This is a genomic window from Bacillus sp. BF2-3 (assembly GCF_008368795.1).
Taxonomy (GTDB): Bacteria; Bacillota; Bacilli; order Bacillales; family Bacillaceae_G; genus Bacillus_A; species Bacillus_A cereus.
Genome location: NZ_QOSA01000006.1, coordinates 303,765 through 319,242 on the forward strand (window position 1 = coordinate 303,765; position 15,478 = coordinate 319,242).

The following is a 15,478-nucleotide window of genomic DNA, read 5'->3' on the forward strand; positions in this document are numbered from 1 at the left end:
ATCTAACTTTTTCTTTACAAAACATTATTACTCCCTCAACAAAATCTTATTAAAATAAAAGCTAATATCTCCATATATATGTAAACGAGGGAGGAGAATTTTCATGAAGGTCAGTGGATTATATAAAATAGAATGTTACATTTTCAAAGGAATTAATCGCTACTTTGATCAAAAAACATTAAATATCTTTTTCAGCAATATTACTCATATCGGTGGCGCGACTTTCTCCATCGCACTCACACTTTTCTTTTTAATTTTTGCAAAAGGTACTTTACATCAAGCAGCAATTGCAACTGCTATTTCTTTAGCAATAAGCCATATTCCTGTACAAATATTAAAAAGATGTTATCCACGAAAACGTCCTTATTTAACAATTCAGGATGCAAAATATCCAGTCCATCCATTAAAAGACCACTCTTTCCCGTCTGGTCATACAACAGCCGTTTTCTCTGTCTTCATTCCATTTATTTGCTATAATCCAAGCTTACTTGCTTTCCTATTACCGTTAGCATTATGCGTAGGTATTTCACGTATTTATTTAGGACTTCACTATCCGTCAGATGTATTCGTCGGTATGTGCCTTGGCACTTGCTCTGGCATCATCTCTTTTTATCAATTCATCCCACTTTTCACATAAAGGAGTGATATGATGAGAGTCGCCATTTTTACCGATACTTTTACGCCACAAGTTAACGGGGTTGCGAAAACGTTAGAGCGATTAACACGATATTTTCAGAAAGAACAGATCGCCTATTCTGTTTTCGCCCCTCAGCATACAGCTGAAGATAATTTTGTAGCGAATGTGAATAAGATGAGAAGTATCCCGTTAACAATATTATATCCAGAATGTCGTTTTTCTTTTCCTACTCCACGTATTAAACGGGAACTACTTTCCTTTAAACCTGACATTATTCACATTGCCACACCTTTCAACATGGGACTTTGTGGATTGTATTATGCAAAAAAGTTAAACATCCCAGTTGTCGGTTCTTATCATACTGATTTCGATGCCTATTTACGTTATTACAAAATCGAATTCCTCTCCAATATGCTTTGGAACTATTTAAAATGGTTTCATAGTCATATGCAAAAAAATTTTGTACCTTCCTTTGAAACATTACATCAATTAAAACATAAAGGCTTTCAGACCCTCTCTATATGGGGACGTGGTGTAGATTGCACACTCTTTCATCCAGCTTACAATACAGACCTATTCCGAAAAAAATATAATATTACAGCGAAGTACGTCCTTTCCTACGTTGGACGAATTGCTCCTGAGAAAGATATTGATACGTTGCAAAATCTTATCGTTAAATCAGCACATACTCGAAGCGACATTCATTGGCTTATAGCAGGAGACGGTCCTCTAGCAACAAGTTTACGTGAAGCTGTTCCGAAAACAAATATCACTTTTACTGGCTATTTACAAAGTGCAGATTTAGCTGAAGCATATGCTTGTTCTAACATAATGGTATTTCCATCAGCTACTGAAACATTCGGAAATGTCGTACTTGAATCACTCGCATGCGGTACACCTGTTATTGGTGCAAATAGTGGCGGGGTTAAAAATATTATTACAGATGGAAAAACGGGAGTTCTTTGTCCGCCTAAAAATGAAGATGCATTTCTATCATCCATTTATTTTTTATTACAAAATGAAGAAAAACTTGAGCAGATGGGAATAGCAGCTTCCTCTTTTGCGAAATCAAAGAGCTGGGATGAGATCTTTCGTGGCTTGCTTAACCAATATGAAGAAGTCCTTCAGCATAACGCATCAGAGTTGCTTGCTTAAATAGAAAAACTCCCTTCAAAAAAACGAAGGGAGTTTATTACATGGTCATAAATTTTAGTTTAATAAATGATACATAAGGTTAAGCATTGTTTTATTTCTATATTAATTATATCAAAAATAAACATAACTAAACAGACTTGTAATAAAAACCCATAAAAATTAATATATGGTTATACAGTATTTTAACTGTATAATGATTTTAAGAATTCCCCTTAAAATCAACTTACTCACATACCTTTATACAGCAATTGTTCCCCAATTCTGTATATCAAAAAAACCTTTCATTCATTTGAAAGGTCTTTTTGAGCCTGCACATATTCTTCTTTCGTATTTACATTTATAAACCAATCCGCATTCGCTTGTACATCTTCTCCAGAAACATACTTCACATTACATTGTGATAAAAGCTGCCCCATACTTCTTTTTTCTTCCTGAAGTAAAGCATAAATCTTTTCTTTCACGCGGTTATGATACGCCGCAAGTAGCGGTTGTTTTCTTCCATTAATAATAGGTACAACCGCATCATATTCATTGTTCGTTTGCTCTAGTAAAATGGTAAACCATTCATGCGACACGTTTGGTGCATCGCAAGGCATAATAGCGTACCAATCTGCTTCTATGTATTCCATTCCTGATACAATGCCGGCCAGCGGTCCATTCCCTTTATAGTGCGGAATGTCTTCTATAACAGGTACTTGTACGAATTGCTCTACTCGCTCTTTTATATCAGTATGGCTAATTACTACAATGTCTTGCAAAGTATTTCCCATCACTTTCACAATATGCTCAACAAAAGTAGTTCCCTTCCAAATTGCTAACGCTTTCGGCTCACCGAATCTACTCGACATACCACCTGCTAATACAATTCCAGCATACTTACTCATTGGCGATGCAGCTCAAATGTAATATGACCTAATTCCGGTAAAATTAATTTATTCATCGCAAGGCGAACCGCTCCGCTAGACCCTGGCATCGAGAAGACTACTTTGCGCCCAATTGTACCACCAATCGCTCTACTTAACATTGCGCTGCTTCCGATATCTTCTAAATAACTAATCATACGGAACAGCTCACCAAATCCAACAATTTCTTTATCTAATAACGCTGATACTGCTTCAATTGTGACATCGCGTTTCGTAATACCAGTACCGCCATTTGTTAATACAACATCTACATCTTCCTTATGATAACCAGCTAACACTGCTTGCTGAATACTTTCTTTATCATCTTTTACAATTTCATAAGAAGTTACTTTATGTCCCGCTTCTTTTAACAATTCATGTAATAGTTGTCCGCTCTTATCTGTTTCTTCCGTACGTGTATCGGAAATCGTCACGATCTTGCAACGCACTTCTTTTGGAGCTTGTTTTTTATGTTCAGTTACACTCATTTTTTATCTTTCCTTTCTTAAAGACTTTTCTTCATTTTATCATACATACCTTTACACAATTATGTATGAAGCCAATCATGCGCCATGATACAATATAAGTATACTAACCCACAAAAAGGAAAGTGCCCTTTCTTATACTCCTAGACTACATATCTTTAGCTACTCTTTATATTTTCTACATAATAGAATTCAATTTTAAAACTTGTACTAAAAAATAAATTGGAGGTCTACATAGTATGGAACTTTATAAAAAATTAACAACAACATTTATCCTCTTATTCATCGCTTCAATCACTGTCGGCTTTTCCTTAAAAGGCGCAATTCCATACGCTACATTAGTAAGCATTATATTCGCGACACTATTTTTACTAAGTAGTGCCTTTTGCGCAGGTAAAGCACGTCAAATGAAAGGTTGATTACATATGTTCCAGAAGAAATCAATCCTTTGTAAATCATGTGAAAAGGAAATACAAAAGGAGGACTTACATTGTTTGAATCAAACCGTATCCAGTTACGAAAGTTTTCCGAAGATGATATTCTAACATATTATAAATGGCATAATGATATAGACGTTATGAGTTCAACTACGCTCACTCTTGATAAATATTCCCTTCAAGACACAGAAAAACTTTGCCAGCAATTTATTCATTCTTCGGACTCTAAGAGCTATATCATTGAAGAAAAATCTACGCATCTTTCAATTGGTATTACTTCTTTAATTCATATTGATTCGTATAACCGAAACGCTGAATGTATTATTGATATTGGTAACAAGGATTACTGGGGGCAAGGTTATGGGAAGGAAGCTTTCACCTTATTATTGGATTATGCATTTTTAGAATTAAATTTACATCGCCTTTCTTTACGAGTATTTTCTTTTAACGATAGAGCAATTAAATTATATAAATCACTCGGTTTTCAACATGAAGGAACTTGTAAAGAAGCTATATTCCGCAATGGCAATTGGCATGACATTGAACTCTTCGCTTTATTCCAACGTAATTATAAATAAAAAAAGCTTTGCGCTCACCGCGCAAAGCTTTTTTTCATATATTATAGACCAGCTTGCTCTTTTAAAGCTGCTGCTTTGTCTGTACGTTCCCATGATAGATCTACATCAGTACGTCCGAAGTGGCCGTAAGCTGCTGTTTGTTTGTAAATTGGGCGACGTAAGTCTAGCATTTTAATAATACCAGCTGGGCGAAGATCGAAGTTGTTACGAACTAGCTCTACTAGTACGTCTTCAGATACTTTACCAGTGCCGAATGTATCAACTGAAATTGATACTGGTTGTGCTACACCGATTGCGTATGCAAGTTGTACTTCTGCTTTTTCAGCAAGACCAGCTGCTACGATGTTTTTCGCAACATAACGAGCTGCATATGCTGCAGAACGGTCAACTTTCGTTGCATCTTTACCAGAGAATGCACCGCCACCGTGGCGAGCGTATCCACCGTAAGTATCAACGATGATTTTACGTCCTGTTAAACCAGCATCACCTTGTGGTCCACCAATTACGAAGCGGCCAGTTGGATTAATGAAGAATTTCGTTTCTCCATCCATTAATTCTGCTGGTACTACAGCTTTAATTACGTGCTCTTTTAAGTCGCGATCGATTTCTTCCCATGTAACATCTGGGTGATGTTGTGTAGAAATTACGATAGTATCAACACGTACTGGTTTACCATTTTCATCATACTCAACTGTAACTTGCGTTTTTCCATCCGGACGTAAGTATGATAATGTATCATCTTTACGTACTTCAGTTAAACGGCGAGCTAATTTGTGAGCAAGCGAGATTGGAAGTGGCATTAACTCTTGTGTTTCATTACATGCGAAACCAAACATTAAACCTTGGTCTCCTGCACCAATTGCCTCAATCTCAGCGTCAGTCATTTGACCTTCGCGTGCTTCTAGCGCTTGGTCAACACCCATAGCGATGTCAGCAGATTGCTCATCGATAGATGTTAAAACTGCACAAGTTTCTGCATCGAATCCGTATTTTGCGCGTGTGTAACCAATGCCTTGAATTGTTTCACGAACGATTTTTGGAATATCTACGTAAGTAGAAGTCGTAATTTCCCCCGCTACCAATACTAAACCAGTTGTTACAGTTGTTTCACAAGCTACACGTGCATTTGCGTCTTTTGATAAGATCGCATCTAAAATTGAATCAGAAATTTGGTCACAAATTTTATCTGGATGTCCTTCAGTTACAGACTCAGATGTGAACAGATGACGTTTTTTTGTCATGTGGTAAACCTCCCTACAGTAATTGTATATATTGTACGGAACTCATCCTTAATTTGCCACAAACTGCGACATACATTTATTCTCCCACACAAGCATACAGAAAAACCTTTCCTACTTTACATAGAGGAAAGGTTTAATTTGCTACTTGCATACTGCTTTTTGCCCTTCGCTCTTATCGTTCGAGACCTGTAGCCTCGCACAGGTTTTAGCACCTATTCACCTGTATTTACCACTACAAGTGAGGTTGCTGGGCTTCATCGGGCCTGTCCCTCCGCCAGCTCGGGATAAGAGAGTATCCGTCCCAACCTATACTAAAGAAATGATATTCATTTGTCAATTAATATTCACATTTTCCTGAAAGTTTTTCTCAATACGCCTGAAATGAAATATTAATAGGGAAATAATGCATTCACACAAACAAAAAGAAATAAATAGTATACATTATTTATATAATTGTGTTATACTCTTGTTGGGGATTACGAGAAATATTTCATTAAATGAAAAGGATGGTATATAAATATGAGTACTGTGAATGTCCAAATTGGTTTACACGAATTATTGAACGGAAGCAATGCACAGATTCAACTAAGTGTTCCGCAATTAGTGGAAAAAGTATTAATGCGAAATGAAGGGAAATTAACTTCTACTGGTGCCGTTTCTGCTTCAACTGGAAAATATACAGGACGTTCTCCTAAAGATAAATTTATTGTGAAAGAAGCATCGGTTGCTGACAAAATTGCTTGGGGAGCTGTGAACCAACCGATTTCTGAAGAACATTTTAATAAATTATATACTAAAGTTTTAGAATACTTAAAAGAAAAAGAAGAGTTATTCGTCTTCAAAGGATTTGCAGGCGCTGACCGCAATTACCGCCTACCAATTCAAGTTATTAACGAATATGCATGGCACAATTTATTTGTACATCAATTATTCATTCGTCCAACTGAAGAAGAATTAACAACTCATGAATCAGAGTTCACAATTGTTTCTGCACCGAATTTCAAAGCTGATCCAGCTGTTGACGGTACAAACTCTGAAGCATTCATTATGGTTTCATTCGAAAAACGTATCGTACTAATTGGTGGTACAGAATACGCTGGAGAAATGAAAAAATCAATCTTCTCTATTATGAACTTCTTATTACCTGAACAAGATATTCTTTCTATGCATTGCTCTGCAAACGTAGGTGAAGAAGGCGACGTAGCACTATTCTTCGGTTTATCTGGAACAGGTAAAACAACATTATCTGCTGATCCAAACCGTAAACTAATCGGTGATGATGAGCACGGTTGGTCTGATAACGGTGTATTCAATATTGAAGGCGGTTGCTACGCGAAATGTGTAAACCTTTCTCACGAGAAAGAACCACAAATTTTCGATGCAATCACATTTGGATCTGTTTTAGAAAACGTTATCATTAATGACCAAACACGTATCGCCGACTACAACGATACTACTTTAACAGAAAATACTCGTGCTGCATACCCTATGCATGCGATCGACAATATCGTACTGCCAAGTGTTGCTGGACACCCAAATACAATTATTTTCTTAACTGCTGATGCATCTGGCGTATTGCCTCCAATCAGTAAGTTATCAAAAGAGCAAGCTATGTATCATTTCTTAAGTGGTTACACTAGTAAACTAGCAGGAACAGAGCGCGGCGTTACTTCTCCGCAAGCTACATTCTCAACTTGCTTCGGTTCACCATTCTTACCACTTGATGCATCTCGCTATGCTGAAATGCTTGGTGAAAAAATCGAGAAACACGATGCGAAAGTATTCTTAGTAAACACTGGCTGGACTGGTGGCGAATACGGCGTTGGTAAACGTATGAACTTAGGTTACACTCGTGCAATGATTCAAGCTGCATTAAACGGTGAACTTGCAAAAACTGAAACAGCTAAACATGATATCTTCGGTCTTGAAGTTCCACTTCACGTACCAGGTGTACCTGACGAAGTGTTAATGCCTGAACAAACTTGGGCTGATAAAGCTGCTTACAAAGCAAAAGCAATCGAACTTGCAAATGAATTCAAAGCTAACTTCAAAAAGTTCGACAGCGTATCTGAAGACATTATTAACTTAGGCGGTCCAATCGCTTAAATTAAAACTTTCTGTTGGAATAACCCTTTACTCATATGAATAAGTGTCGTGTAACCGTAAAGTTTCGCGTACTCACCGACAAAACCCAATGCGGCTTAACGGTTACACACACTTACATAAAAAAGAAGCTTACGTGAAAACGTAAGCTTCTTTCTATATCTTATATAAAGTGAAACGCTAATCTCTTCATCTGTGACCTAGATTATAAAATTACAGCTTCGAATATATACATTATATCCCTACTCACTACATCTCTCGGGTTTCACATCGTATGGGGCTAAAAAAGGCCCTGACCGCTTCTATTCGTGACTGGATCATCTATTCCATCTAAAAAGAAGTCTTTTATCTTTTTAGCTCTTTGTTAGTTCTTTCTCATCTTTCATGCTATAGTAACCTAAATTCACAACGATTAAGAAATACCCACCCATAATCCCTACTGCAAACGCCCACATAACCATGTGGTGCTCAATTTCGTACATAATAATAGCACCCAAAATGGCAGCTGCAAAACGGTTAAACATACCGAGTGTCGGTGCTTTCGTCTTCTTTACAATACTATCTCCAAGCTTCTCAATTCTTCTGCCTAAAAGCCAAACGCAATACATACTTACAATAAGCCCAATTCCAGCGCCTAAAAAGTGTGCTGAAAACGGTGTTAACATCCAACCTAGTAACAAAATACCTAGTATATAATACGATTGGATTTTAAATGATCTTAGTGACATACTAATCATGCTGTACCTCTCTTCATTAGTTCTTATCTATCCAACAAAAAATTTCTTTCAAATTCATATTCCTTACATTCATTTCATTCAAATTAAAAACAACATAAACAGTATGTTTATGTTGTTTAAATGTTTTTAGAAAATAATATTATACAAGATTTCAAACATCATATTCTCATATTTTGTGACGGTTTTTCAAACTTTTTTCGTCCATTTATGAAAAAAATGATATCAATCTATGAACATACGGATATGATGTAATAAGCACACAAATAAAGGGGGCGTCTAATGATTTATTTTTTAATGGCTCTCATTCACCTCATTATCCCTGCACTTATTGGACTTTCATTGTATTGGTACACGAAAAATCATAGCATTTTTTACGCTGTCCTCGGTGTTCTTCTTCCAGGTATTATTCTTATTACACTCTTCCGTATTCCATTTTTAAACTTAATTCCACTTATTACTGCTATCTTGTTTCTCATCTTCTTACCAAAAATAAAAAAATAGGAAAGCAGATCATAGGTGATCTGTTTTCCTATTTTGATATAGGTTCCCCTGCAATAGAATGAACTTTTACTTTCTCCGATTTCACAAACCATAGACCGACAAAAATGATAATTCCACCGATGATTTGTTGAAACGATACATATTCATTTGCCCAGACAGCTGCAAATAGAACCGCTACAAGCGGCGTTATATACATATATACCATCGTATGTGACGCCCCAATTTTTTGAACACCAACATACCACATTACTAGACCAAATACTGTTACAAAGAAAATAGAATATAGTAAAGCAAATAGTGTCATTCCGTGAGTAATGTGAAATGGCATGACAAACACATGTGGACCACTTAACAATAATAGCGGAATCGCACCCACTAATGCAGACCATGCAGTAACACGTAATGCTGAATATTTTTTAATTAATGGTCCTGCTAAAACAGGATAAAGCCCCCAGCATATTGATGTAATAAGTCCAATTCCATTGCCATAAAAAGAACTAGTAAGTGAATGTCCTGCTACTAAAACTAAGGCTGCACCAACAAAGGCAGTCATAGAACCGATTAACTTTCGAGAAGAAAACTTTTCTTGTTTCAAGAAAATCGCAAATGCAGTTGTAAAAATAGGTGAAATAGAAATGAGTAAAGAGGCATTTGTAGCGGATGTATATTTGACAGTTTCCATAAATAACGTTTGATACAGTACAATACCTACAACGCTAACGATAATTAATCTAGGTATATCCGTTCGCTCCATATAAACCGACTTTTCAATACAAAAGGTAAGGAGTAACAGAAGCGGTGCCGCCGCCATCATACGAAGTGCAGTAAACTCAATTGCTGTAAATTCTAAAAGTCCATACTTCGCAATTGTATAGTTAATCCCCCAAATAATAACAACACTTAAAATTAATAACTCAATTCCCCATCTTCTCATGCGTATCCCCTCCGCAAAGAAGATTATACAGAAAATTCAATCACATGTACATTTCATTATGTGAAAAAATCTTTTTATTATATGAAACGTTTTGGTAAATGAAATTATATCGGCGCAACTCCATTTATATCGGCGATTTCCCAAATATATCAGCGCAACTCCATTTATATCAGCGATTTTTTCAATATATCGACTTATCGACAATAATAGCGACTTATAAAATAAAAAAAGTGAGTCCAAAATACATTTTGGACTCACCTTTACTATACTCGAACGTGTAATTTCATATTTGGATTATAAAACTGGCTTGGGCTCTTCAACTGAAAAGTTCCTCCACCTTCATGCCAATCAACCGTTAACTTATCGTCCATAAATACAAGCTTTGTACGATCAGCGATAAAATTCATTGTGCTTGATTCAATATCCACATCGCGCTCATCTTTCTCTGCTACAGCTACTAAATCGACGATTCCGCTCATAACACAACCGCAACCTTCATTATCATAAAATAACTTTATATATTTCGCTTCACTTGGAATCGTATCCATAATCTTTTTATATGCTGCTTCTGTTACAGTAACGTACATATGTTAATCTTCATCCTCTCTTCTCTTATCATTCATATATTGTATCATCATTTTTCTTAAAAGTTATATACAGAAAATTAAGACTAATATACAATGTATGTGATAAAGTTTCAGCAATCGAGCTTTTATGAGTAGTTCATGCAGGAGAAAGGATGTTTACTATCTGTGTTCAAACTACAACGATATCCCATGTTATTAGGTGTATTTAGTAGTTTCTTCATTTCTAGCGGAATGCTATTACAGCATGTACTTCCCTATTCTCCTTCTATTAGCTGGATTCTAGGTTTTATTTGTTTCCTATCCGCTTCTTATTTTGCTACGAAGAATCCAAACAACTCATAAAGCAAGAATCATCTTAAGGAGGATTATAAAACATGCCAGCCTTAAAAAAAATAGAGCAATCACTCGATCACTTATTCCAAATTGAAAAATACGGAAAAGATAGTGCCTTTAGTCGATTTATCCCAGCCGTATATGATCCTATCAAATTTCCTTGGCAACAATTTTTCGAAGCAAATTTTGTAGATTTATTTAACGGCCTTATGATGCACGGATCTGAAAATGTAAACAAAGTATTTTTAGCTGTATTCCCTACAGATGACGTTCTTGAAACATTCATTTCACAATCCACACCCGGTGATTTACTCTTTATGCATCATCCCCTTGTAATGGAGTGCGGTGATCCGCTTGGAAGATCAGGCCGCGGTTTCTTACCAATTCCTGAAAAATATTTGCAAGGAATAAAAGAAAAACAACTTTCTATATATACATGTCATGTACCAATGGATTTTCATCAAACACATGGAACGAGTATTTCAATTGCAAAAGCATTAAACGCTACTGTAGTGGACGACTTTGCATATGGAGGTCCAGAACAAGAACCAGTTGGCCTTATTTGTGAAATAGATGAAACATCAACAGAAGCACTCCAAAAACATCTAAAACAACTCTTCCAGATTCCTTACACAGACTTCGAAGGTAAACGACATGATTCCATCAAAAAAATCGCAATTATCGCTGGATGTGGCGATGTCGTATCTTTAATGAAGGAAGCAGAAGAAAAAGGTGCTGAAGCATATATTACAGGAGAAATCCATTGCCATATCGATAATGATTACGGCAGACATAAATACTCGCTCATTATGGATTATGTAAAAGAAACGAATATGTCTCTGATTGGTGTGTCACACTCTGCCTCTGAATATTTAGTGAAAGAGACATTGATGTATGATTGGTTTAAAGAGAATTTTGATGTGGATGTTATTTTACTTCCTCAGGAAAAATGGTGGCTCTAACACTACTTAATTCTCCTCCCGCTATCTTTTGAAATCTAGACACAAAAGACGATCTGCCACACAAAATTATAGAATTCATAATATATATATTAGTTCTATTTTAAAAACTAGATTTTGAAAATATAGAAAGGAGAACATATATGTACCCACGTAATTTTTTTAGTTGCGATGGCAGACGCAACAGCGGTTCTAACGGAAATACTGGACCCACGGGGAACACTGGACCCACGGGGAACACCGGACCCACGGGGAACACCGGACCTACGGGGAACACCGGACCTACGGGGAACACCGGACCCACGGGGAACACTGGACCCACGGGGAACACTGGACCCACGGGGAACACTGGACCCACGGGGAACACCGGACCTACGGGTAATGCTGGACCTTCCGGAGCTGGTTTCCAAAGTACTACCACCTTTAGTCTAGCAGCGGCTCCCAACTATAAAAAAGGACAAGTTGTCACTTATACGGGCAGTGGCTATGTTGTAAAAAAAGATGCACCTCAAGGGTTTCCTAATATATCTCCAGATTATATCGTATTAGTAGAAAGTGGACCTACCGGTAGTACCGGGCCTACCGGCATCACTGGGCCTACGGGGAACACTGGACCTACGGGATCTGCCGATAGTGCTTCAGCAAAAAGTATTGTTTTTCAAGGAACAAATGCTGGTTTTCAACGTATAGCGGGTTCTCCTGGAATTGACTCCAATGTTATTCCATATGTCACTGCTGGAGCCGGTAGTATTGTCGGCTTTTCTGCGTCTATAAATATAAATAATTTACCTGCTGCTATTTATACGATTAATATTTGCAGAAATGTCCCAACAAACCTCACAACCCCTTCTTCTAGCTACATCCTATCTACTATTACCTTAACTACTACTGACAAAATTACCGGAACTATGGTATTTTCCATTAAACCAACGGATAGCGGAGCAGGACAAATTCAAGTATTTAATCCTACTCCGGCAGTAGGTCCCGCTACTGTAACTTGGACTAGTATTACAACTGGAAACCCAGTTGCAAGAGGAGATGCTATATCCCTTTATATTACCCCTGGAATTACTGCAAGTGCTGTATATTCTGTTTTTCTAATTACTGATATATAGCAATTCATTTCATAAAAAAAGACCCGAAATTCGGGTCAACAAATAGAAATATAAATGAACTACAACAAATAACAGACAAAGCCATTATATATTTTTCATAGTAAAACATCCATTATTTTCTTTTTACACTATCAATATATTATTTTTCGTTATCGTCCTCTTTTTTAGAACGTCTACCTAAGAAGAACACAAAAACATCACTTCCAAATAAGTGATGTTTTTTGTAGTTAATGCAGTGGTAACATAACTTCAACCGTCGTTCCAACCCCAACTTCACTTTCAAAACTTATTTTACCGTTGTGGTCTTTAATAATTTTTTCTGTAACTACTAAACCTAGACCAGTTCCTGTTTCTTTCGTTGTATAAAAGGCTTCATTTAACTTTGGAATTTTATCTTTCGGAATGCCGCATCCCTCATCTTTCACTTGAACGATGATTCCATCTTTTACAGTAACTTTAATCGTAATTGTTCCGCCAACTGACATTGCTTCAATTGCATTTTTGATTAAATTAAAAAAGACCTGTTTTAATCGTTTTTCATCACATGTAATTGATGGTAAGTCTTTACTGTAAATACCTTGTATGTAAACTCCTTGTTTTAAAGCTGGCTTTTCCATAACTCGAATAACATAAGAAATAATTTCTTGTATGTTATGAGTTTCTGATTCTAGTGATTTAGATTTCTCAAATCCACTAAGTTCTGTAGCAATTATATGAATCCGATCTACTTCTTGTTTCATAATATCACTATAAATTTTATCCTCTGGATGCTTGTCTGCTTGTTTATTCACAAGTTTTTTTAAGTTTGCTAAAGGTCTTCTAATCTTATAACCAATAACCGTTGCCATCTTTCCAACAGCTGCTAGTTTTTCTGTCTGTTTTATTTCTTTGTCCATCATCTCAAGCGTACGAACGTAAGACTGAACCCTTAAAAATATAATCCAACATATGATAGTAAATACGCTATATAATGCCATTGGGATTAAAACGAGAGAAGATTGAATAATGATTCCTGTAAGAGCATACTTTCCGATAAGTATCGCTGGAACTAACCAGAAATATCTTTTATTCACAAAGATTGGTGCAAACAAAATAAAAAATCCTTCTACTATATTTCCACCGTCAAATTCTGCATCGCTACCATAATAAATCATAATGTTATGGATACAATCTAATACATTATAGCCAATTAGAATAATATACTTTACCGCAAAAGCATTCTTCCATTTCATAAAGTATATTCCAATGCAAAACAATACCACCATCAAAAAGTAAAGCCATAAACCTAAACCATCTTCAAACTCTCCTACACCTTCTTGCTCTCCACCGATTAACGGTACGATAAATTCATAGGCAAGATCATATACGAAAAATATAATAAAAAATAAACTTAAAAATGCTTTCAGCGCCTTTATTTCTTCATTTTTAAATATATAGCCTTTATTCATATGGTAACTCCTAGCTTTTCTTCCACTTGGATTTCAGTATTTCCACACTTCCTTGGGAGAATGATGTCTATTCTCGTTCCAGTATCTTTTTCACTTGAAATATGCAACTCACCAAGGTGCTCGGCGACAATTCGATTCGCTACCGTCAGTCCCAGACCAATTTTATCTTGTTTCGTTGTATAAAAGGCCTCTGTAACACGGGGTAAGTTTTCTTGCTTAATACCATGACCATTATCGATCACACTGATCATTACATATTCTTTCCCTTTATTTTCTAATTGTAAATGTAATATACCACCTTGTCCCATTGCCTCTAAAGCATTTTTTATCGTATATAAAAAGACTCCTCTTATTTTTCGTTCATCACATTCAACTTCTATTGTTTTTTCTTCCACATTAGAAATAAACTGAATGTTTAATTCATCTATTTTTTCACGAAGACTTGTTATTACTTGTAATACAATTTTTCCTACATCATGTTTCTTATAAATAGAAGGTTTGCATGTAGCAACTTCCATTAACTCACTTATCATATTATTCATATTTTCTATTTCAAAAATCATACGTTTATAAATAGGATCCTCTTCATGCTTCTCTCGTTGTAATTGCGTAAATCCTTTTAATGAAGCAAGTGGATTTTTAATTTCATGTCCAACCGTCGCTGCCATTTTTCCGATTACTGCTAATTTCTGTGATTCACTAGCAATCGCAATACTTTCCTTTACAGCTGAAAGATATTGTAAAAATCGGTTTAAAATGATATATGCAGCTATTAACATAAGTGTATACATAATAAGGAACATAAATGCTTTTACTTCCTCTAATACAAATAAATAAATTAAATATTTTCCTACAATAGAGGAAAGTAAAAACACATAGAATTTTTTATTTAAAAATATAGGTACAAAGAAAATGAGAATAATTTCTATTATATTTGTCGCATCAAACGCCGCCTTATTATAAAAAACATACGAAAATATATTAGCGAGTTCTATCCCTATGTATGCAAATATCCATGCATATTTAACAAGGTTTGCCTTCTCTTTTTTCATTAAATATATATTCACGCACAGTATTGCTACTCCGCAAATAACTTGCCATATTATGTTGTATCCCTTATCCATTATTGATTTATCTTCTAATACGATTGCATAGAAAATTTGATATACAATAACAATGACATATAACACCCATAAAAGGATTTTTGCATTTCTTTCTTCTTCTTTATATGATAGAAAACTTTCTTTCACTTCAACACCCCTTCAAAATAATATCTCGAAGAATACCATTTATTATAATAAATGATTTTCATAGACAAACAAAGAT

General features: G+C 35.7%; 17 protein-coding genes and 1 riboswitch. Of the genes, 9 read left to right on the forward strand and 8 right to left on the reverse strand.

Annotated features, from left to right (window positions below):
• The first annotated feature begins 103 nt into the window (after positions 1–103).
• Positions 104–637, forward strand: a complete 534-nt coding sequence (locus DN401_RS07220; protein ID WP_000868579.1) for a phosphatase PAP2 family protein — start codon at positions 104–106, stop codon at positions 635–637.
• Between the two features lie 12 nt (positions 638–649).
• The gene (locus tag DN401_RS07225; RefSeq protein ID WP_001261641.1) at positions 650–1,792 is read left to right on the forward strand and encodes a glycosyltransferase family 4 protein; all 1,143 of its coding nucleotides are present in this window, start codon (positions 650–652) and stop codon (positions 1,790–1,792) included.
• 281 nt (positions 1,793–2,073) lie between these two features.
• On the opposite strand, the gene DN401_RS07230 is transcribed toward DN401_RS07225, so the two are convergent.
• Together DN401_RS07230 and DN401_RS07235 are read right to left on the reverse strand one after the other, a co-directional pair.
• Positions 2,074–2,676 (reverse strand): molybdenum cofactor guanylyltransferase, encoded by a 603-nt coding sequence (locus DN401_RS07230; protein WP_000049596.1) that lies wholly within the window; start codon positions 2,674–2,676, stop codon positions 2,074–2,076.
• On the reverse strand, positions 2,673–3,182 hold the full coding sequence (locus DN401_RS07235) for a MogA/MoaB family molybdenum cofactor biosynthesis protein (protein ID WP_000117124.1): 510 nt from the start codon (positions 3,180–3,182) through the stop codon (positions 2,673–2,675). Before DN401_RS07235 ends, DN401_RS07230 begins: the two co-directional genes overlap by 4 nt.
• Positions 3,183–3,418: 236 nt before the next feature.
• Here DN401_RS07235 and DN401_RS07240 point away from each other — a divergent pair, with 236 nt between their 5' ends.
• Positions 3,419–3,598 carry a hypothetical protein gene (locus DN401_RS07240; protein WP_000424797.1) on the forward strand — a complete coding sequence of 60 codons (180 nt, stop codon included), beginning with the start codon at positions 3,419–3,421 and terminating at the stop codon, positions 3,596–3,598.
• 71 nt (positions 3,599–3,669) lie between these two features.
• Positions 3,670–4,194: a GNAT family N-acetyltransferase gene (locus DN401_RS07245; protein WP_000464126.1), complete on the forward strand. Its 525-nt coding sequence runs from the start codon at positions 3,670–3,672 to the stop codon at positions 4,192–4,194.
• A gap of 41 nt (positions 4,195–4,235) precedes the next feature.
• Here the strand turns inward: DN401_RS07245 and metK are convergent, their stop codons facing one another.
• On the reverse strand, positions 4,236–5,435 hold the full coding sequence (gene metK / locus DN401_RS07250; protein WP_000163123.1) for a methionine adenosyltransferase: 1,200 nt from the start codon (positions 5,433–5,435) through the stop codon (positions 4,236–4,238).
• 169 nt (positions 5,436–5,604) lie between these two features.
• Positions 5,605–5,726, reverse strand: a riboswitch (SAM riboswitch).
• Positions 5,727–5,954: 228 nt separating this feature from the next.
• Here metK and pckA point away from each other — a divergent pair.
• Positions 5,955–7,541, forward strand: a complete 1,587-nt coding sequence (pckA, locus tag DN401_RS07255; RefSeq protein ID WP_000108802.1) for a phosphoenolpyruvate carboxykinase (ATP) — start codon at positions 5,955–5,957, stop codon at positions 7,539–7,541.
• Positions 7,542–7,891: 350 nt separating this feature from the next.
• Here pckA and DN401_RS07260 read toward each other — a convergent pair whose 3' ends face one another.
• The gene (locus DN401_RS07260) at positions 7,892–8,275 is read right to left on the reverse strand and encodes an ATP synthase subunit I (RefSeq protein ID WP_000624926.1); all 384 of its coding nucleotides are present in this window, start codon (positions 8,273–8,275) and stop codon (positions 7,892–7,894) included.
• Positions 8,276–8,554: 279 nt separating this feature from the next.
• On the opposite strand from DN401_RS07260, the gene DN401_RS07265 reads away from it, so the two are divergent.
• Positions 8,555–8,776 carry a hypothetical protein gene (locus tag DN401_RS07265; protein WP_000639042.1) on the forward strand — a complete coding sequence of 74 codons (222 nt, stop codon included), beginning with the start codon at positions 8,555–8,557 and terminating at the stop codon, positions 8,774–8,776.
• A gap of 28 nt (positions 8,777–8,804) precedes the next feature.
• On the opposite strand, the gene DN401_RS07270 is transcribed toward DN401_RS07265, so the two are convergent.
• Together DN401_RS07270 and DN401_RS07280 are read right to left on the reverse strand one after the other, a co-directional pair.
• Positions 8,805–9,710, reverse strand: coding sequence for a DMT family transporter (locus DN401_RS07270; protein ID WP_001255411.1), 906 nt, complete (start codon positions 9,708–9,710; stop codon positions 8,805–8,807).
• 263 nt (positions 9,711–9,973) lie between these two features.
• Positions 9,974–10,297 (reverse strand): iron-sulfur cluster biosynthesis family protein, encoded by a 324-nt coding sequence (locus DN401_RS07280; protein WP_098955556.1) that lies wholly within the window; start codon positions 10,295–10,297, stop codon positions 9,974–9,976.
• A gap of 165 nt (positions 10,298–10,462) precedes the next feature.
• Between DN401_RS07280 and DN401_RS29750 the strand changes: the two genes are divergently transcribed.
• The 3 genes from DN401_RS29750 (at position 10,463) to DN401_RS07290 (ending at position 12,704) form a co-directional block, all read left to right on the forward strand.
• A complete protein-coding gene (locus DN401_RS29750) occupies positions 10,463–10,639 on the forward strand; it encodes a hypothetical protein (RefSeq protein WP_168732375.1) in 177 nt (58 codons plus the stop codon).
• A 32-nt stretch (positions 10,640–10,671) separates the two neighbouring features.
• Positions 10,672–11,592, forward strand: coding sequence for a Nif3-like dinuclear metal center hexameric protein (locus DN401_RS07285; protein ID WP_001111125.1), 921 nt, complete (start codon positions 10,672–10,674; stop codon positions 11,590–11,592).
• Positions 11,593–11,732: 140 nt separating this feature from the next.
• A complete protein-coding gene (locus DN401_RS07290) occupies positions 11,733–12,704 on the forward strand; it encodes a collagen-like domain-containing protein (protein WP_149287643.1) in 972 nt (323 codons plus the stop codon).
• 227 nt (positions 12,705–12,931) lie between these two features.
• Here the strand turns inward: DN401_RS07290 and DN401_RS07295 are convergent, their stop codons facing one another.
• On the reverse strand, positions 12,932–14,152 hold the full coding sequence (locus DN401_RS07295; RefSeq protein ID WP_001032628.1) for an ATP-binding protein: 1,221 nt from the start codon (positions 14,150–14,152) through the stop codon (positions 12,932–12,934).
• Positions 14,149–15,402 (reverse strand): ATP-binding protein, encoded by a 1,254-nt coding sequence (locus DN401_RS07300; protein ID WP_000664890.1) that lies wholly within the window; start codon positions 15,400–15,402, stop codon positions 14,149–14,151. Before DN401_RS07300 ends, DN401_RS07295 begins: the two co-directional genes overlap by 4 nt.
• Between the last annotated feature and the right edge of the window lie 76 nt (positions 15,403–15,478).